General features: G+C 69.5%; 17 protein-coding genes. 7 read left to right on the top strand and 10 right to left on the bottom strand.

Going from position 1 to position 18,563, the window contains the following annotated elements; genetic code table 11:
* Positions 1-61 precede the first annotated feature (61 nt).
* A complete protein-coding gene (gene sodN / locus SMIR_RS11425; RefSeq protein ID WP_004983535.1) occupies positions 62-457 on the bottom strand; it encodes a superoxide dismutase, Ni in 396 nt (131 codons plus the stop codon).
* A gap of 144 nt (positions 458-601) precedes the next feature.
* Here sodN and sodX point away from each other — a divergent pair, with 144 nt between their 5' ends.
* Positions 602-1,036: a nickel-type superoxide dismutase maturation protease gene (gene sodX / locus SMIR_RS11420; RefSeq protein ID WP_101403740.1), complete on the top strand. Its 435-nt coding sequence runs from the start codon at positions 602-604 to the stop codon at positions 1,034-1,036.
* Here the strand turns inward: sodX and SMIR_RS11415 are convergent.
* Positions 940-1,569 carry a CGNR zinc finger domain-containing protein gene (locus tag SMIR_RS11415; protein WP_168495432.1) on the bottom strand — a complete coding sequence of 210 codons (630 nt, stop codon included), beginning with the start codon at positions 1,567-1,569 and terminating at the stop codon, positions 940-942. The genes sodX and SMIR_RS11415 overlap by 97 nt on opposite strands.
* A 110-nt stretch (positions 1,570-1,679) precedes the next feature.
* Between SMIR_RS11415 and SMIR_RS11410 the strand changes: the two genes are divergently transcribed.
* Positions 1,680-2,468, top strand: coding sequence for a class I SAM-dependent methyltransferase (locus SMIR_RS11410; RefSeq protein ID WP_168495434.1), 789 nt, complete (start codon positions 1,680-1,682; stop codon positions 2,466-2,468).
* Positions 2,469-2,566: 98 nt separating this feature from the next.
* Here SMIR_RS11410 and SMIR_RS11405 read toward each other — a convergent pair whose 3' ends face one another.
* Genes SMIR_RS11405 through SMIR_RS11395 form a run of 3 tightly spaced genes read right to left on the bottom strand, consistent with a single transcriptional unit; the run spans position 2,567 to position 5,291 of the window.
* The gene (locus SMIR_RS11405) at positions 2,567-3,361 is read right to left on the bottom strand and encodes an amino acid ABC transporter ATP-binding protein (protein ID WP_099920705.1); all 795 of its coding nucleotides are present in this window, start codon (positions 3,359-3,361) and stop codon (positions 2,567-2,569) included.
* Entirely contained in the window at positions 3,358-4,296 is a 939-nt protein-coding gene (locus SMIR_RS11400) for an amino acid ABC transporter permease (protein WP_168495435.1), read from the bottom strand. The genes SMIR_RS11405 and SMIR_RS11400 overlap by 4 nt, the downstream gene beginning before the upstream one ends.
* A 38-nt stretch (positions 4,297-4,334) precedes the next feature.
* Positions 4,335-5,291, bottom strand: coding sequence for an ABC transporter substrate-binding protein (locus SMIR_RS11395; RefSeq protein WP_101400611.1), 957 nt, complete (start codon positions 5,289-5,291; stop codon positions 4,335-4,337).
* A 540-nt stretch (positions 5,292-5,831) separates the two neighbouring features.
* Here SMIR_RS11395 and SMIR_RS11390 point away from each other — a divergent pair.
* The 4 genes from SMIR_RS11390 to SMIR_RS11375 all read left to right on the top strand — a co-directional run bounded on the left by SMIR_RS11390 (position 5,832) and on the right by SMIR_RS11375 (position 9,798).
* Positions 5,832-7,106, top strand: a complete 1,275-nt coding sequence (locus SMIR_RS11390) for an NAD(P)-dependent malic enzyme (RefSeq protein WP_101400613.1) — start codon at positions 5,832-5,834, stop codon at positions 7,104-7,106.
* A 776-nt stretch (positions 7,107-7,882) separates the two neighbouring features.
* Complete coding sequence (locus SMIR_RS11385; RefSeq protein ID WP_168495436.1) at positions 7,883-8,848, top strand: zinc-binding dehydrogenase; 966 nt, start codon at positions 7,883-7,885, stop codon at positions 8,846-8,848.
* Positions 8,849-9,022: 174 nt separating this feature from the next.
* Complete coding sequence (locus SMIR_RS11380) at positions 9,023-9,232, top strand: helix-turn-helix domain-containing protein (RefSeq protein WP_010984411.1); 210 nt, start codon at positions 9,023-9,025, stop codon at positions 9,230-9,232.
* Positions 9,232-9,798 carry a Clp protease N-terminal domain-containing protein gene (locus SMIR_RS11375; RefSeq protein ID WP_212726950.1) on the top strand — a complete coding sequence of 189 codons (567 nt, stop codon included), beginning with the start codon at positions 9,232-9,234 and terminating at the stop codon, positions 9,796-9,798. The genes SMIR_RS11380 and SMIR_RS11375 overlap by 1 nt, the downstream gene beginning before the upstream one ends.
* A 90-nt stretch (positions 9,799-9,888) precedes the next feature.
* Here SMIR_RS11375 and SMIR_RS11370 read toward each other — a convergent pair whose 3' ends face one another.
* Both SMIR_RS11370 and SMIR_RS11365 read right to left on the bottom strand, forming a co-directional pair.
* On the bottom strand, positions 9,889-10,938 hold the full coding sequence (locus tag SMIR_RS11370) for a PadR family transcriptional regulator (protein ID WP_168495438.1): 1,050 nt from the start codon (positions 10,936-10,938) through the stop codon (positions 9,889-9,891).
* Between the two features lies 1 nt (position 10,939).
* Positions 10,940-11,815 carry a DUF4097 family beta strand repeat-containing protein gene (locus SMIR_RS11365; protein WP_168495439.1) on the bottom strand — a complete coding sequence of 292 codons (876 nt, stop codon included), beginning with the start codon at positions 11,813-11,815 and terminating at the stop codon, positions 10,940-10,942.
* Positions 11,816-12,043: 228 nt separating this feature from the next.
* Here SMIR_RS11365 and SMIR_RS11360 point away from each other — a divergent pair, with 228 nt between their 5' ends.
* Positions 12,044-12,871, top strand: a complete 828-nt coding sequence (locus SMIR_RS11360; RefSeq protein WP_168495440.1) for a hypothetical protein — start codon at positions 12,044-12,046, stop codon at positions 12,869-12,871.
* A gap of 27 nt (positions 12,872-12,898) precedes the next feature.
* Here the strand turns inward: SMIR_RS11360 and SMIR_RS11355 are convergent, their stop codons facing one another.
* The 3 genes from SMIR_RS11355 to SMIR_RS11345 all read right to left on the bottom strand — a co-directional run bounded on the left by SMIR_RS11355 (position 12,899) and on the right by SMIR_RS11345 (position 18,520).
* Positions 12,899-13,081 (bottom strand): DUF6104 family protein, encoded by a 183-nt coding sequence (locus SMIR_RS11355; RefSeq protein WP_005312030.1) that lies wholly within the window; start codon positions 13,079-13,081, stop codon positions 12,899-12,901.
* Between the two features lie 177 nt (positions 13,082-13,258).
* Complete coding sequence (locus SMIR_RS11350; protein ID WP_168495441.1) at positions 13,259-17,095, bottom strand: multifunctional oxoglutarate decarboxylase/oxoglutarate dehydrogenase thiamine pyrophosphate-binding subunit/dihydrolipoyllysine-residue succinyltransferase subunit; 3,837 nt, start codon at positions 17,093-17,095, stop codon at positions 13,259-13,261.
* 282 nt (positions 17,096-17,377) lie between these two features.
* Complete coding sequence (locus SMIR_RS11345) at positions 17,378-18,520, bottom strand: HAMP domain-containing sensor histidine kinase (protein WP_248003115.1); 1,143 nt, start codon at positions 18,518-18,520, stop codon at positions 17,378-17,380.
* Between the last annotated feature and the right edge of the window lie 43 nt (positions 18,521-18,563).

Genomic DNA, 18,563 nt, shown 5'->3' with positions numbered 1-18,563 from the left:
CAGCGGGACCGCGTGACCGGAGAAACCGAACAGGTCGCGGGCCGAGCCGTATGACCAAAGGTCAGGCCTTCTTGGTCTCCCAGAAGATCTTGTCGATCTGGGCGATGTAGTCCAGCGCCTTCTGGCCCGTGGCCGGGTCCGTGGACGCCTTGGCGGCCGAGAGGGCCTTCAGGGTGTCGTTGACCAGCTGGTGCAGCTCCGGGTACTTCTCGAAGTGCGGGGGCTTGAAGTAGTCGCTCCAGAGCACCGACACGTGGTGCTTCGCGAGCTCGGCGCGCTGCTCCTTGATGACGGTGGCGCGAGCCTGGAAGTGCGGGTCGTCGTTGCCGGCCATCTTTTCCTGGACGGCCTTCACCGACTCCGCCTCGATGCGGGCCTGGGCCGGGTCGTACACGCCGCAGGGCAGGTCGCAGTGCGCGCTGACCTTGACCTTGGGGGCAAACAGGCGGGAGAGCATTGAGCTGTCCTTCCTCGTGATCGTCTTCTCAGGTGGGACATTACTCCGTAGGAGACGTCTTTTCTCGAGTGCCCCCATGGGCTTAGGACAAAAGTCCAGGGTGAGACTGGGACTGGTGGAGGATGGACCGGGGAGGTGCCGGTGATGCCGGAGCTGTCGCAGGAGACCGAGCGTGGGAGGGCCGTGCTGCCGTTCGGGGCGGCCGAGGTGACGGGGCCCTCCATGGTGCCCACGCTCCAGCACGGAGATCGGCTCGTCGTGCAGTACGGGGCCCGGGTCAGGGCCGGTGACGTGGTCGTTCTGCGCCATCCGTTCCAGCAGGACCTGCTGGTCGTGAAGCGGATCGCGGAGCGGCGCGAGGGGGGTTGGTGGGTGCTCGGGGACAACGCCTACGCGGGTGGGGACAGCACCGATTACGGGACCGTGCCCGAGGACCTCGTCCTGGGAAAGGTGCGTTTCCGCTACCGGCCCCACCTGCCGGGTCAGCGCTCGCCGTTCGCACTCGTCCGCTGGGCGCTCGGCGCCGCCAGGCCCGTGCTCTCCGACCGGTCGGCCTCCAGGCGTTTGCGGGCCCGGTAGGCGGCCACGTTGGCGCGGGTCGCGCAGCGGTCCGAGCAGTAGCGCCGGGAGCGGTTCGTCGACGTGTCCAGGTACGCGTTGCGGCAGGGGGCCGCCTCGCAGAGGCCGAGGCGGTCCACGCCGTACGCGGTGAGATGGAAGGCGAGTCCCATGGCGGCGATCGCCGCGTAGCCCGCGGTCGCGTTCGACGGGTGGTCCGCCAGGTGCATGTGCCACAGCGGGCGCCCGTCGTCGTCCCGGTGGTCGTGCCCGGAGATCTGCGGGCTGACGGGGAACTCCAGGAGGAGTGAGTTCAGCAGGTCCACGGACAGGGTCTCGTCGCCGCCGTCGGCCGCCTCGAAGACGGCGCGCAGCCGGGCGCGGACCGACCGGAAGCGGGTGACGTCCGCGTCCGTGGCGCGGCGGGCCGCGGAGGAGTTCCCTCCGAAGAGGCCCCGGACCGCCTCGACCGAGGTGAGCGAGTCCTTGCCCCGGGTCGGCTCCTCGGTGTTGACGAGGCGTACCGCGTAATCCGAGTAATAGGCCAGTTCCACTTGTAGTCCTTACGGAGGCGCTCTATCGTCGTGCGTGCGGTCAGGTAACGGCTGATTGCGCTTCCAGGGTATTACGCGGGCGAGTGAAGGCGAACGGAGAAGGGACTTCCATGACCGTCGGCACCGGAATCGACAGCGACGAGATCCACGGCAACGGAACCGACTGGCACGCCTGGCAGGAGAGCTGGGACCGGCAACAGGAGTGGTACATGCCGGACCGCGAGGAGCGCTTCCGGGTGATGCTCGACATGGTCGAGGCCCTGGTCGGCCCGGAGCCGCGCGTCCTCGACCTGGCCTGCGGCACCGGCACCATCACGGCCCGGCTCCTCGACCGCTTCCCGAAGGCCACCAGCACCGGGGTCGACCTCGACCCGGCGCTGCTCACCATCGCCGAGGGAACCTTCGCGGGCGACGAGAGAGTCTCCTTCGTCACGGCCGACCTCAAGGACCCGCACTGGGCGACCCGGCTGCCTTACGACTCGTACGACGCCGTCCTGACCGCCACCGCCCTCCACTGGCTGCACAGCGAACCCCTCGCGGTCCTCTACGGTCAGGTCGCGCAGCTCGTCCGCGACGGCGGAGTCTTCATGAACGCCGACCACATGATCGACGGGTCCACGCCCCGGATCAACGCGGCCGAGCGCGCCCAGCGACACGCCCGGATGGACCAGGCCAAGGCGCGCGGGGTGCTCGACTGGGCCGCCTGGTGGGAGCTGGCGGCCCAGGACCCCGCCCTCGCCGCGCCGACCGCCCGCCGCTTCGAGATCTACGGGGAGCACGCCGACGGCGACATGCCGTCCGTCGACTGGCACACGCGCGTGCTGCGCGAAAAGGGCTTCGGGGAGGCGCGGGCGGTGTGGCGGTCGCCGTCCGACGCGCTGGTGCTGGCGGTGAAATAGGCAGGCCGCGGGGGTCCGGAAGAAGAGTCCGGGCGCGAACCGCACGAAGAAGGGGCGGTACGGGATTCCCGTACCGCCCCTTTCCTCTTGTCCGTGGCTCAGAGCACCTTGGACAGGAACGACTGCGTCCGCTCGTGCTGCGGGTTCGTCAGTACGTCACGCGGGTGGCCGGACTCGACCACCACACCGCCGTCCATGAAGACCAGCGAGTCGCCCACCTCGCGGGCGAAGCCCATCTCGTGGGTGACGACGATCATCGTCATGCCGGACTCGGCGAGGTCGCGCATGACGTCGAGGACGTCACCGACCAGCTCCGGGTCGAGCGCCGAGGTCGGCTCGTCGAAGAGCATCAGCTTCGGGTCCATCGCCAGCGCGCGGGCGATGGCGACACGCTGCTGCTGACCGCCGGAGAGCTGCGAGGGGTAGTTGGCCGCCTTGTCGGCCAGGCCGACGCGCTCCAGGAGCTGCTCCGCACGCGCCCGGGCCTGGGTCCTGCTGATGCCCTTGACCTGGACCGGGGCCTCCATGACGTTCTCGAGCGCCGTCATGTGCGGGAACAGGTTGAAGCGCTGGAAGACCATGCCGATGTCCCGGCGCTTCAGCGCGACCTCGCTGTCCTTGAGCTCGTACAGCTTGTCGCCCTTCTGGCGGTAGCCGACCAGCTCCCCGTCGACGTACAGCCGGCCGGCGTTGATCTTCTCCAGGTGGTTGATGCACCTCAGGAAGGTCGACTTGCCGGAGCCGGAGGGGCCGATGAGGCAGAAGACCTCGCCGGGCCTGACCTCCAGGTCGATGCCCTTGAGGACCTCGACCGCGCCGAAGGACTTGTGCACGCCTTCGGACTTCACCATCGGCGCACCGGAAATGTCTTTGCCGGTTTCCTTCTCGGTCATGCCGTCGCCCCCTTCCGGCTCGACAGGGACGTCAGATTGGCCTTGATCTTCTGCCATGGGGTGGGCGGCAGCTGACGGCTCGAACCGCGGGCGTAGTACCGCTCGACGTAGTACTGGCCCACGCTCAGGACCGAGGTCATGATCAGGTACCAGGCGGCGGCCAGGAAGAGCATCTCCACCGGGGCGCCGGAGGTCTGTCCGATGTCCTGGGCGTACCGCAGGAGTTCGTAGTACTGCACCGCCGACACGAGGGAGGTCGTCTTGAGCATGTTGATGACCTCGTTGCCCGTGGGCGGCACGATCACGCGCATCGCCTGCGGGATGATGATCCGCCGCAGCGTCTTGCCGTGGCTCATGCCCAGCGCGTGCGAGGCCTCGGTCTGGCCCTCGTCGACCGAGAGCAGACCGGCACGGCAGATCTCGGCCATGTACGCGGCCTCGTTCAGGCCCAGGCCCAGCAGCGCCGTCAGGAACGGCGTCATGAAGCTGGACCAGTAGTCCTTGTAGATCGGCCCGAGGTTGATGTACTCGAAGACCAGACCCAGGTTGAACCAGACGAACAGCTGGACGAGGACCGGGGTGCCGCGGAAGAACCAGATGTAGAACCACGCGATGGACGAGGTCACGGGGTTCTTCGACAGGCGCATCACCGCGAGCAGGATGCCGCCGAGGATGCCGATCGCCATCGAGAGCACCGTCAGCAGCAGCGTCTGACCGACGCCCTTGATGATGCGGTGGTCGAAGAAGTAGTCCGGTACGGCATGCCAGTTGATCTTGCCTTGGCCGAACGCGTAGATGATCGCGACGAGCACGGCGATCGCGATGACGGCCGAGAGGTACCGTCCGTAGTGCCGGACGGGGATGGCCTTGATGGCCTCCGGCCCGGCCGGAGGAGTCTCCTCCGGCCCAGCCGTCTTGTCGATGTCAACAGTCACGGGTGTTGTTGCCTTTCAGTGCCCGCTCGCGCCCGCGGTCACTTTCCTCCGTTGACCGCGGCCGTCTTGACGGCGCCGGCCTCGACGCCCCACTTCGCTATCACCTTGTCGTACTCGCCGTTCTTGATGATCGCGTCGAGCGCGGCCTGCAGTGCGTCGCGGAGCTGCGTGTTGGACTTGGCGACCGCGATGCCGTACGGCGCCGCCTCGACCTGCTCGCCGACGAGCTCGAAGTCCTTGCCGCCGCCCGAGGTCTTCACCGCGTACGCGGCGACCGGGAAGTCCGAGGAACCGGCGTCGGCGCCACCGGCGCGCACCCGGGTCTGGGCCTGCTGGTCGTTGTCGTACGACTCGATGGCGATCTTCTTGCCGCCCGTGCACTTCTTCGACTCGGACTTGGCGAGGTCCTCCGAGACCGTGCCGCGCTGCACCGCGATCTTCTTGCCACAGAGGTCGGCCCAGGTCTTGATGTTCTGGGTCTTGCCCTTGGGGGTGTAGATCGAGACACCCGCGGTGAAGTAGTCGACGAAGTCGACGCCCTCGCCGACCTTCTTGCCGGTGTCGGCGTCGACACCGTTCTGGCGGTCCGCGGTGTCCGTCATCGCGGACATCGCCATGTCGTACCGCTTGGAGCGCAGACCCGTGATCAGGGTGTCGAAGGTGCCGTTCTGGAACTCGAACTTCACACCGAGCTGCTTGCCCATCGCGTCCGCCAGGTCGGGGTCGATACCCACGGTCTTGCCGGAGCTGTCCTTGAACTCGACCGGCGCGTACGCGATGTCCGAGCCGACCTTGATGACACCCGCGTCACGGATCGACGCGGGCAGCTTGGAGGCCAGCGGAGCTGAGGCGGCGCTCGAGGAGGAGCTGTTGGAGTCCTTCTTGGTCTGGTCACCGCAGCCGGTGAGGACCAGGGCCCCGGCGACCGCGATCGCGCCGACCGCTGCTATCCGGGACTGCGCGGCGGTCGTACGACGGGTGGTGCTTGCGGTCATGGTGGGTGCCTCCGGCGGATGAGGGAGTTGCCGATGGGTCGACGAGAACACACACCTTTGGGTGTCGCGACCTCGTGTGATGACGGCATCTTGCCATTCGGACTGCGCGCTTCAGGGGACTCGCTATGTCAAAATCGGATAACGGGTGACCCCCGAACCGCCGCGGACGGCTCCATCAGGGCCGGACCTTGTGCGGGAATCCCTCCTTCCGGCCGGAAGAACTTCGGCGCATCCCACGATGCGGGCCGGCGCTACGCCGCACTTGTGGTGTCCTGAGGTCATGTCTTGGACTTGTCCACATATCCATGTATGAGTCATGTCACCGGCGTGTGAGCTTCGCGGTATGGACTCGTCGCCGACCTGGTCCGTCCGGTAAGAAGGTTCTTTACACCCCTCATCCGGGGCTCAGGGCGCGTGTGCGGCGCGCCCGTCGCGTATCAGCCCGTACGCAACCACGGCGGCAGGATTACGCGGTGCCCGCCCACCCCTCAACCAGGAGTGGTCACCCTCAAACAATGAAGACTTAAGGGGTAAAACAAAGTGGCAGCGGAGATCGTCAATCCTCGCAGCGACAGCAGTACTGGTCTTGAAGGCGACGTGGAGCCGGTCAATTCCGCCGGCTCCGTCGACACCGTCGGTTCCGACGGCTCCGTCGACTCCCTCGACTTCGACCCTGCCTTTGCGCTGCACCGTGGCGGCAAGATGGCCGTGCAGGCCACCGTGCCCGTCCGTGACAAGGACGACCTGTCCCTGGCGTACACGCCCGGCGTGGCGAAGGTGTGCAGCGCCATCGCCGAGCAGCCCGAGCTCGTCCATGACTACACGTGGAAGTCGTCCGTCGTCGCTGTGGTGACGGACGGCACGGCGGTGCTGGGACTCGGTGACATCGGCCCGGAGGCCTCCCTTCCCGTGATGGAGGGCAAGGCCATTCTGTTCAAGCAGTTCGGCGGGGTGGATGCCGTGCCGATCGCGCTGGACTGCACGGGCGTCGACGAGATCGTGGAGACCGTGGTCCGGCTCGCTCCCTCGTTCGGGGGCGTCAACCTGGAGGACATCTCGGCACCGCGGTGCTTCGAGATCGAGCGCAAGCTCCAGGAGCGGCTGGACATTCCCGTCTTCCACGACGACCAGCACGGGACCGCGATCGTGACCCTGGCGGCGCTGCGGAATGCCGCGAAGCTGACCGGGCGGACGCTGGGTGATCTGCGTGCGGTGATCTCGGGGGCGGGGGCGGCCGGGGTCGCCATCGCCAAGTTCCTGCTGGAGGCGGGGATCGGTGACGTCGCGGTCGCGGACCGCAAGGGCATCGTCTCCGCGGACCGGGAGGACCTGACCGACGTCAAGCGGGAGCTCGCCGGGATCACCAACAAGGCGGGGCTCACGGGGTCGCTGGAGTCGGCGCTCGCGGGTGCGGACGTCTTCATCGGCGTGTCCGGGGGCACGGTGCCGGAGCCGGCGGTGGCGTCGATGGCCGAGGGGGCCTTCGTCTTCGCCATGGCCAACCCGAACCCCGAGGTGCACCCCGAGATCGCCCACAAGTACGCGGCCGTGGTCGCCACCGGGCGGTCGGACTTCCCGAACCAGATCAACAACGTGCTGGCGTTTCCCGGGATCTTCGCGGGGGCGTTGCAGGTGCGGGCGTCTCGGATCACCGAGGGGATGAAGATCGCGGCGGCGGAGGCGTTGGCTGCGGTCGTCGGGGACGACCTTGCCGCGGACTATGTGATTCCTTCGCCGTTCGATGAGCGGGTGGCTCCTGCGGTTACCGCGGCGGTGGCTGCGGCTGCTCGGGCCGAGGGTGTTGCCCGCCGCTGACGCGGCCGCGTGATTCCAGGGCCTCGCCGGGTTGCTCCCGGCGGGGCCCTGTCTTCTGTCCCGGATTGGTCCGTACGGGTCCCCTTCCTTCGCCCCCGCCGCCCCTACCCGTCCCATCCCCAGGGGCTGCGCCCCTTCGACCCCGCAGGGGCTCCGCCCCTGGCCCCCGGGCGGGGGCCTGCGGGGGAGGGAGGGCTGCACCCCCTGCCTCGGACCCCCGCCAGGGGCTCCGCGCCTGGGGCCCCGGCGGGGCTTCGCCCCGGACCTCCGTAGGGCTGCGCCCCTGGGCCTGGTTGGGCTTCGCCCCCGGATCTCTCCGGTAGGGCTTCGCCCCGGACCTCCGTAGGGCTGCGCTCCTGGGGCTCCGCCCTCGCCCTCCGGTGGGGCTTCGCCCCCGGACCTCCGCAGGGCTGCGCCCTCGCCCTCCGGTAAGGCTTCGCTCCTTGGCCTCTGCGGGACTTCGCCCTCAGGCCCAGCCAGGGGCTGGGCCCCCGCTCACCCTCGCGGGCCTCCGCCCCCATCACTCCAGAGGGGCTCCGCCGCTGGGCCCCCGGCGGGGCTCTGTTTTTGGCCCCCCTGGCGGGGCTGCGCCCTGGGCCCCCGGCGGGGCTCCGCCTTCGGCCCCTCGGCAGGGCTTCGCCCCGGTCCGGAAGTCGGCGGTTGCTTCCGGGTGTGGGTGGGGTGGGCCGGTGTGACGTGGGGCGTGAGGGTGGCGGGACGTGTGTCACAGGGGGACGTGGTTCCGCCGGGCGGGGGCGGAGCCTATCGTCAAGGTCATGTTCGCTGCCTACGCCGCCCGCATTGACCGTGATCAGCCGCTCACCGGCCTGGAGTTGGGGGAGCGCCCGGCCCCCGAGCAGAGGCCGGGCTGGACCACCGTGAATGTCAGGGCCGCGTCCCTGAACCACCATGACCTCTGGTCCCTGCGCGGCGTCGGTCTCTCCGAGGACAAGCTGCCGATGATCCTCGGATGCGACGCGGCCGGCGTCGACGAGGACGGCAACGAAGTCGTGCTGCACTCGGTCATCGGACAGACGGGGCACGGGGTCGGCCCGAAGGAGCCCCGTTCCATCCTCACCGAGCACTACCAGGGCACGTTCGCCGAACAGGTCTCCGTCCCGACGTGGAACGTCATTCCCAAGCCCAAGGACCTCTCCTTCGAGGAGGCCGCCTGTCTGCCTACCGCGTGGCTGACGGCCTACCGCATGCTGTTCACCAACGCCGGAGTACGGCCCGGCGACTCCGTCCTCGTCCAGGGCGCCGGCGGCGGCGTGGCGACCGCCGCGATCGTGCTCGGCAAGGCCGCCGGTCTTCGGGTCTTTGCCACCAGTCGCGACGAGGCCAAGCGCAAGCGGGCCGTCGAGCTGGGGGCCGTGGAGGCCCTGGAGTCAGGCGCACGGCTGCCGCAGCGCGTTGACGCGGTCATCGAGACGGTCGGCGCGGCCACCTGGTCGCACAGCATCAAGTCGCTGCGGCCCGGCGGCACGCTGGTCATCTCGGGCGCGACGAGCGGCGACCGACCCTCGCACGCCGAGCTCACCCGCGTCTTCTTCCTGGAACTCAAGATCGTCGGTTCCACGATGGGCACCAAGGACGAGCTGGAGGATCTGCTGTCCTTCTGCGCCGCCACGGGTGTGCGACCCGTCATCGACGAGGTGCTTCCGCTGGACCGGGCCCGGGAAGGGTTCGAGCGGCTGGCGGCGGGCGATCAGTTCGGGAAGATCGTTCTCACGGTGGGATGAGCGTGAGGGTGAGGGTGAGTACGAGGGTGGGGGGTTGAGGGATCCTCGGCTGTTCGGGCCGGGGTGTAGTGCGGGGCGGTCGCGGCGGGCTCGGGAGGTTTCGGGCCCGCCGTTTCGCGTACCGGATGTCAACCGGGGTTGACACTCACCTTGCTGTCAACTTAGATTGACAGCATGACCGAAGCAACGGATCTCGCCGAGCGTGCGGGTGATCGCGATCCGCGGATCGGACTGCGGGCGGTCTCCGCGCTGCGGAGACTGCTGGAGCAGTTGGAAGCGGTGCAGGTGCGCAGCGCGCGCAATCAGGGCTGGTCGTGGCAGGAGATCGCCGCGGAACTCGGAGTGAGCAGGCAGGCCGTGCACAAGAAGTACGGGAGGCAGTGATGTTCGAGCGGTTCACGAAGGACGCCCGGGCCGTGGTCGAGGGAGCGGTCGGACACGCCGAACGCGCGGGTGCCGAGGCGGTGGACGAGGAGCACATGCTTCTCGCCCTCCTCGACCGGGAGGGCAGCCGTGGCTCGTTCGCGCTGGCCTCGCTCGGTGCGGCCGGTCGTCGCGACTCGATGGAACGGGCGCTTGACGAGGCGCGCAGGCGGGGTGGGCTCTCCCGCGCTGACACGGAGGCGCTCTCCGGGCTCGGGATCGACCTCTCGGAGATCGTCTCCCGGGTGGAAGAGGCCCACGGGGTCGGGGCACTGGGATCGGGGAACGGCAGTGGTGGCGGGCGTCGGTCCAGGCGTCGGCCGTTCGCCCCGGGGGCCAAGGACGTGCTGACGCGGTCCCTTCGTGCGGCGCTCGCCCGTCATGACCGGCACATCGGCGACGAGCATCTGCTGATGGCCCTGACCGCTCGGCCCGGTGTGCCGGCGGAGGTGCTCGCCGACCACGGGATCACCTATGAGGCGGTCACGCGCGTGCTGTACGGCGGCGGGGAGGCCAAGGCGGGGTGAGCGGAAGGAGCCGGAGGCTTCTCCGGGATCCCCGGCCGAAGCCCAGGGGATCCGCCCCGGACCTCGAAGGGCCCCGGGCGACGCTGGGCGTCAGCTCTTCGGCGTGCGCAACGCGGCTCCGATGTGCGCCGCCGCCGTCGACAAGTGACGGCGGGCCGCGCGGAGTTGGTCCTCCGTCACCCCGTGGTCGCGGGCCGCGTCGCGGATGTCGTCGCGGAAGCGGTCCAGGAGTCGTTCGAGGTCACGGGCGGGGTCGCCGGTGGAGTCCTCGTGGGCCCAGGAGGGTGCGTAGTCGGCGGGGAAGTCCTCCGGAGTGTCCGTGTACTCGGCGTACTCGGGCTTCGCCGACCCGGTGGCCGCCGCACCCGCGCGGCCGAAGCCGAAGTCCTTGCCGAAGTCCTTGCCGAAGGTCTTCCCGAAGTCGCCGAATTCCTTGGCCAGTTCGCTCAGGCCCTCACGGACCCCGTTCGGCCAGTCGCCGCGCGCGAAGCGGTCCTGGACCTGCTCCTGGACCCGCTTGGCCATGCGCTGCATCTCGTCCTGCGCCTCCTTGGCCTGGCGCCGCGCGCGCTGCGCCTCGTCGCGGGCCCGGCGGCTCTCGTCCTTCGCGCGCCGGTTCTGTTCCTTCCACTCCTGCTTGACCCGCCGCATCTCCTCCTTCGCGACCCGCCACGACTCCTTGTCGTGGGAGTCCCCGAAGTCGCCCGCGGGACCTTCGTGCTCTCCGGCGCCGGAGCCGCCCTTGCCGCTGCGCCTCGCCTCGGTGGCCGCCGCCCGCATCTCTCGGCGCAGATCGCCCGCCGCGCCCCGCACATCGGCGCGGATCTCCGCGGCGAGCTCCGCGACCGACTCGCGGATCTCCAGCTCCAGGTCGGCGAGTTCGCCGCTGCGGTCGGCCAGTTCGGCGCGGCCCGCGTCCGTGATCGCGTACACCTTGCGGCCGCCCTCGGTGGTGTGGGTGACCAGCCCTTCCGCCTCCAGCTTCGCCAGCCGGGGGTAGACGGTGCCTGCCGAGGGTGCGTACAGCCCCTGGAAGCGCTCCTCCAGGAGCCGGATCACCTCGTACCCGTGGCGGGGGGCCTCGTCCAGCAGCTTCAGCAGGTAGAGGCGCAGGCGGCCGTGGGCGAAGACGGGAGGCATGTCAGAGCACCTTCTTGTCGGTCGGGGTCTCCGGGGAGGTGGACGACCCGTCGTCGTGGGGCTCGTCCTCCGTCGTCGGCCTGCGGAGCATGGCGATGGAACCGGAGACGGTCACCGCCTTCAACTTGCCGTTGCCCGCGCCCAGTCGGCCGGTGATCTTCTTGGCGCCCCACTGGCCGCTGACCCGGAGGTCCTCGAAGGCGCTGGAGACCGTGCCGCTGGCGGTGTTGGCCTCCACCTCGGCGTCCGCGGGGTGCGGGAGGCGGATGGCGATCTCCCCAGAGACGTTCGACAGTTGGACGTCGGTGGGGGAGCCCGTGGGGTCGAGATCCACGATCATCGAGCCGCTCACCGATTCGGCGCGCACGGAGCAGCCCGAGGCCTCGACCACGGTCAGATCGCCGGAGACGGAGTGGAAACGGAGGTCGCCGGCGACGGCCTGGGCCTCCAGGCTCCCGGAGACGGTGTCCACGCGGACGGGGCCGGCGATCCGTACGAGGGTCGTGTCGCCCGTGACGCCCTTGACCTCCACCCGGTTCTCCATCCCGGAGACCACGGCGGCGGCGCCGACGACGCCCACCTCGACGGGGGTGGCGGCCGGGACGGCCAGTGTGACGACGGCGCTGCGGCGCCAGCCCTTGCGGTCGAGCCACTTGAGGAAGCCCTTCCAGGGCAGATCCTCATACGCCACGGTGAGCGTGCCGTCCTGCTGGGTCACGAGCAGTGGGGGGCCCTCCAGCTCGGAAACCTCGAGGCGGGCGGAACCCTCGTCGGTCCCCACGACGTTCACCGTTCCGTTGACGACGCGCACATGAAGTGCCGTCACGGGGTCGTCGAAGGTGAGCTTCCTCGGCTCTGCGACGGACCACTCGGACATGGTGCAGACCTCCCAACGACCCGACCAGACCGGACGCGTCTGGCGACGTAATCTGGACTCGACGCGCCATATCGCGTCTTCCGTCATTCACGATATATCGCGGATGTGGAAAGTCAAGGCACTCGTTTGGGGGAAGTGGGGTCCTCGCGATCAGGGCTTGCGGGTGAGTGGTGGGAACTTGACGGGCAAAACAGGCAATTCGAGTCGCGGTCGATCTACGGTGTGCCCATGTCCACGACGCCCGACTCGTCCCAGGCCAAGGCCGCCGGCGCCCTGCTGCTCTGCCGGGCAGGGCACGAGTCCGTCGGCCTGGCCGCCCAGCTGTTGCGGGAGCGGATGCTGCTCACCGGGGCGGGCCCCGAGTGGAGCGTGCTCGTTCCCGAGGGCGAGCCCTGGCTGCACGGCGCCGAGCCCGTCGACCGCGTGGTCACGGGGTGGGCCACCGCCCTGGCCGTCAGCGCCCCCTGGCCCGTACTGGCCCTGTGGTGGGACGCGGACCGCAGCGGGCTCACCCTCGCGGCGGGCTTCCGGCGCAGTGTGGGCTACGAATGGCTGGCGAACGGCACCCCGGTCGGTGAGGACGAGGCGATGCGCACCTTCGCCACGCGGCTCGGCCTCGACCCGGTCCTCGACATGCAGGCGCTCGACCCGCTGACCAGGCCGGTGTCCGGGGCGGACGCCCGCGCGCGCCTGCGGGGACTGCTTGCCGTCCTCACGCGCGCGGGGGTGCTGCTGCCGGCCGGGCTCGGCCCCGGGGAGCCGGCCGACCGGCTCCTCGAGGTGGCCCGGATCCAGCCCGGTGCCGAGCAGATCGAGTGGAACGGGTGGCGTGCGGCGGCCCGGGCGGAGCTGGAGGCGGTGGAAGGCGCCGGGGCGGGTTCCTGGCTGCGCGGGCGCCGGGCCCGTGTCCTCGCGACCGGGCAGCTGGCCGCCGGGCTGCCGCTCACCGTGTGGGGCGTACGGCGCCACAGTGCCGGCTGGATCGTCGCGGGGACGCTCCTGATGCTCCACGGGGCGCTCGGCCTCGCGTACGACCGGCTGCGCGCCTTCGACTGACGCCCACCCGCTCTCGACGCCGGGGGCCTACTCCTCGTCGTCCTCGTCGTCCAGCCGCGCCAGCCACGTCGCCAGCCGCTCCACCGGCACCTCGAAGTCCGGATTGAGGTCGACGAACGTACGCAGCTGCTCGGCGAGCCACTCGAAGGTGACCTCCTCCTCGCCGCGCCGCTTCTCCAGTTCCTCGATGCCACGGTCGGTGAAGTACATGGATGGTGCTCCGTCGCTGAAAGTGAAGGGGAACGCTGAGAAAAGGATAAGTGGGCCCACGGGGCGCCCGGAGGGCCTCGACCCCCGTATCACCGCCGGAACGGTGGCACAGGGAAGGGCCCGGCCTCCGGTGTTCTCGGAGGCCGGGCCCTTCACCGGACTTGAGTGGATCGAGGGCTACGCCTCGAACACCTCACGCACCAGCTGCTCCTGCTCGGCCTGGTGCCGCTTCGCGGAGCCCACGGCCGGGGACGAGCCGGCCGGGCGGGAGATGCGGCGCAGCCGCTCGGCACCCGGGATGTCGGCGCCGACGGCCAGGTCCAGGTGGTCGATCAGGTTGAGCGCGATGAAGGGCCACGCGCCCTGGTTCGCCGGCTCCTCCTGGGCCCACAGGTACTTCTCGGCGTTCGGGTACTTGGCGATCTCCGCCTGGAGCTCGGCACCCGCGAGCGGGTACAGGCGCTCGATGCGGATGATCGCCGTGTCCGTGACACCGCGCTTCTGACGCTCGGCCTCGAGGTCGTAGTACAGCTTGCCGGCGCAGAAGACGACCTTGCGGACCGCCGAGGCTTCGACCGAGTCGTCGCCGATGACGGGGCGGAAGGCGCCCGTGGTGAACTCCTCCGTCTTCGACGCGGCGGCCTTGAGGCGCAGCATCGACTTCGGGGTGAAGACCACCAGCGGCTTGTGGTGCGGGTTGTGCACCTGCCACCGCAGGAGGTGGAAGTAGTTCGACGGGAGCGTCGGCTGGGCGACCGTCATGTTGTTCTGCGCGCACAGCTGGAGGAAGCGCTCGATGCGGGCCGAGGAGTGGTCCGGGCCCTGGCCCTCGTAGCCGTGGGGGAGGAGGAGCGTGACGCCGGACGTCTGGCCCCACTTCTGCTCCGCGGCCGAGATGTATTCGTCGACGACCGTCTGCGCGCCGTTGACGAAGTCGCCGAACTGCGCCTCCCACATCACGAGGGCGTCCGGGCGGGCCAGCGAGTAGCCGTACTCGAAGCCCATGACCGCGTACTCGGAGAGCAGGGAGTCGTAGACGTTGTAGCGGGCCTGGTCGTCGGAGAGGTACTGGAGCGGGGTGAAGTCCTCGCCCGTGACCCGGTCGATCAGGACCGCGTGGCGCTGGCCGAAGGTGCCGCGGCGGGAGTCCTGACCCGACAGCCGGACCGGGGTGCCCTCCAGGAGGAGGGAGCCGATGGCGAGGGTCTCGCCCATGCCCCAGTCGATCGTGCCGTCCTCGATCATCGCCGCCCGGCGCTGCAGCTGCGGCAGCAGACGCGGGTGGACGGTGACGTTGTCGGGGATGTTGACCTGGGACTCGGCGATCCGCTTCACGACCTCCTGGGAGACCGCGGTCTGCACGGCCACCGGGAACTGCGCCTGCGGGTCCGAGATCTGCACCTCGGCCCCCTGCGAGACGGCCTCGCGGACCTCGGTGAAGACCTTCTCCAGCTGGCCCTGGAAGTCCTGCAGCGCCTGCTCGGCCTCTTCGAGGGTGATGTCGCCGCGGCCGATCAGGGACTCGGTGTAGAGCTTGCGCACCGAGCGCTTCTTGTCGATCAGGTCGTACATCAGCGGCTGCGTGAACGCCGGGTTGTCCGACTCGTTGTGCCCGCGACGGCGGTAGCAGATGAGGTCGATCACGACGTCCTTGTTGAACGCCTGGCGGAACTCGAAGGCCAGACGAGCGACGCGGACGACGGCCTCGGGGTCGTCGCCGTTCACGTGGAAGATCGGCGCCTCGATCATGCGGGCCACGTCGGTGGCGTACATGGAGGAGCGCGAGGACTCCGGGGCGGCGGTGAAGCCGACCTGGTTGTTGATGACGATGTGGACCGTGCCGCCGGTGCGGTAGCCGCGCAGCTGCGACATGTTCAGCGTCTCGGCGACCACACCCTGGCCCGCGAAGGCCGCGTCACCGTGCAGGGCGACCGGCAGGACGGTGAAGTCCGTGCCGCCCTTGTTGATGATGTCCTGCTTGGCGCGGGCGATGCCCTCGATGACCGGGTCGACCGTCTCCAGGTGGGAGGGGTTGGCGGCCAGCGAGACCTTGATCTGCTCGCCGTCCAGGCCGGTGAAGGTGCCCTGGGCGCCCAGGTGGTACTTCACGTCGCCGGAGCCGTGCATCGACTTCGGGTCGAGGTTGCCCTCGAACTCGCGGAAGATCTGCGCGTACGACTTGCCGACGATGTTGGCGAGGACGTTCAGGCGGCCGCGGTGGGCCATGCCGATGACGACCTCGTCCAGGCGGGACTCCGCGGCGCTGTCGATGACGGCGTCGAGGAGCGGGATGACGGACTCGCCGCCCTCCAGGGAGAAGCGCTTCTGGCCGACGTACTTCGTCTGCAGGAAGGTCTCGAAGGCCTCCGCCGCGTTCAGGCGGCGCAGGATGCGCAGCTGCTCCTCGCGCTCCGGCTTGGAGTGCGGGCGCTCGACGCGGTCCTGGATCCACTTGCGCTGCTTCGGGTCCTGGATGTGCATGAACTCGATGCCGGTGGTGCGGCAGTACGAGTCGCGCAGCACGCCGAGGATGTCGCGCAGCTTCATCATCGACTTGCCGGAGAAGCCGCCGACCGCGAACTCGCGCTCCAGGTCCCACAGGGTGAGGCCGTGCTCGGTGATGTCGAGGTCGGGGTGCTTGCGCTGGCGGTACTCCAGCGGGTCGGTGTCGGCCATGACGTGGCCGCGGACCCGGTAGGAGTGGATCAGCTCGAAGACGCGGGCGGCCTTCGTGACGTCGTCGTCGTGGCTGGCGTCGATGTCCTTGAGCCAGCGGACCGGCTCGTAGGGGATGCGCAGGGCCTCGAAGATCTCGTCGAAGAAGCCGTTCTCGCCGAGGAGGAGGTTCGCGACGATGCGGAGGAACTCGCCGGAGGCGGCGCCCTGGATCACCCGGTGGTCGTAGGTCGACGTGAGCGTCATGACCTTCGAGATGCCGAGCTTGTTCAGGGTGTCCTGGGAGGTGCCCTGGAACTCCGCCGGGTAGTCCATGGAGCCGACGCCCATGATGACCGACTGGCCGGGCATCAGGCGGGGGACGGAGTGGACGGTGCCGAGGCCGCCGGGGTTCGTCAGGGAGACCGTGACACCCGTGAAGTCGTCCATCGTCAGCTTGCCGTCGCGGGCGCGGCGGACGATGTCCTCGTAGGCCTGCCAGAACTCGAAGAAGTTCAGCGTCTCGGCCTTCTTGATGCCGGCGACGACGAGCTGGCGGTCGCCGTTCGGCTTCACCAGGTCGATGGCGAGGCCGAAGTTGACGTGCGGAGGCTTGACGAGGGTCGGCTTCCCGTCCTTCTCCGCGTAGTGCCAGTTCATCGACGGCATGGCCTTGATGGCCTGCACCATCGCGTAGCCGATGAGGTGGGTGAAGGAGATCTTCCCGCCCCGGGCGCGCTTCAGGTGGTTGTTGATGACGATGCGGTTGTCGAAGAGCAGCTTCACCGGGACCGCGCGCACGGACGTGGCCGTGGGCAGCTCCAGGGAGGCGTTCATGTTCTTCGCGACGGCACCGGCGGGGCCACGCAGCGTCACGTACTCGGGACCCGCGGGGGCCTCGGTCGCGGGCTCGGCCTTCGGCTTCGCGGCGGCCGGAGCGGCCTTCACGGGAGCCGGGGCGGCGGCAGCGGGCTTCGGAGCCACCGGAGCGGCCGCGGGAGCGGCGGCCTGGGCGGGCGCAGGAGCCGCAGGAGCGGCCTGGGCCGGGGCCGCGGGCGCCGAGGGCGCGGCAGGGGCTGCCGGAGCGGCAGGCGCGGCCTGAGGCGCTGCTGACGGGGTGGTGGTCCCTGCGGCCCCCGCGGCCGCAGTACCCGCCGAAGCCGAGGCGGCAGGGGCCCCCGGCTTGTAGTCGGCGAAGAAGTCCCACCAGGCTCGGTCTACCGAATTCGGGTCCTGGAGGTACTGCTGATAGATCTCGTCGACGAGCCACTCGTTCGCACCGAACGCGGCCGCGGGGTTCTTCCCGGCGGCTTGGTCATCGGTCGAGATGCTCGAGTTACTGGGGGACTGTGGCGACACGGCGGCAACCGCCCTCTTCCGCTTCACAAGGTGATGGACAGCGGGAATTAAGGCTACGCCCCCATGGCCGAGAAGGTCAGGCCGGGCCGGTCCAACGTCGTGTAAGTCACATCGGAAAGCGTGTTTCGGGGAGGGAAATGGCGGGAAACAAGCGGGGTTTCGGTCCGGAATGGGTGCGTCGATTCAGGGTCGCGGTACGACTCACACGGCCCTGTGCCTGATCACACGTGTCCACGAGCACGGGACGACGATGGATCTTGTGGCTCCGGTTCGAACTTTACGTCAACTTGGCAGAGAAGGAAGCCCTGGAAGGGTGACCTGGATCCGGCAGCCCCGCTGGGATTCGGCCACGCCGATCCGGCCGCCGTGCAGATCGACCGCCCAGCGGGCGATGGCGAGCCCGAGGCCCGTACCGCCGTCGCTGCCCGGGCCGTGGGGCGAGGGCACCCCGCCGCGGTTGAAGCGCTCGAAGACCCGATGCCACTCCGACTGCGGAATCCCGGGGCCCTCGTCCAGGACCTCCAGGGCCAGTGACTCGGGGTAGTCGCCCCGCCGTGCCTTGACCGTCACCCGGCCGTGCGGCGGGCTGTGCTTGACCGCGTTGTCGATGAGATTCGCCACGACCTGGTGGATCCGCTCCGGGTCGGCGTGCGCGGTCAGCTCCGGCGGGGACACGTCGAGGTGCAGATGGACGTCGGTGCGGGTGTGGCTGCCGGAGCCCGAGGCGATGCCCGCGCGCGCGGAGGCGACCATGTTGGCCTCCTTGAGCACGCCGGACAGGTACGGCCACACCTCGAAACGGCGCCTGCGCAGGGGCACGACGCCGTTGTCCAGCCTGGAGAGGTCCAGCAGCGTCTCGACCAGCCGGCCCAGCCGTTCCGTCTGCTTCAGGGCCGTACGCATCGTTTCGGGGTCGGCGGCGGAGACGCCGTCCACGACGTTCTCCAGGACCGCGCGCAGGCCCGCGATGGGGGTGCGCAGCTCGTGCGAGACATTCGCCACGAGTTCCTTGCGCTGGCGGTCCTGGGCCTCCAGCTCGTCGGCCATGAGGTTGATCGTCTGGGCCAGGTCGCCCAGTTCGTCCCGCCGGTCGTCACGCACCCGGCGGGTGTAGTCGCCGTGCGAGATGGAGCGGGCGACCGTGTTCATCTCGTCCAGCGGCGCGGTGAGCGAATGGGCCACGAACTGCGTTATCAACAGTGTGGCGATCATCGAGAAGACCGTGATGAAGCGGAGCTCCGTCTTGGTGTGCACCGCGATCATCGACAGACCCGTGGTGATGAGCACGGAGATGACGACCAGCGCGCCCAGCTTGGTCTTGATCGAGAAGGGGCGTACGGAGCCCCAGGACCCCTCGCCGCGGCCCGGCTCGCCGGGACCGCTCACGACGCCCGTGGTTCTGCCCGATTCACCGAGCCCGCTCATGACATCAGCCCCCTACATGAGGTTCCTGGTCCCTGCGGAGACC

Origin of the sequence: Streptomyces mirabilis (assembly GCF_018310535.1) — a bacterium.
Classification (GTDB): Bacteria; Actinomycetota; Actinomycetes; order Streptomycetales; family Streptomycetaceae; genus Streptomyces.
The sequence above is the reverse complement of the archived record's forward strand: the minus strand, read 5'-3'. Positions and strand labels throughout refer to the sequence as shown.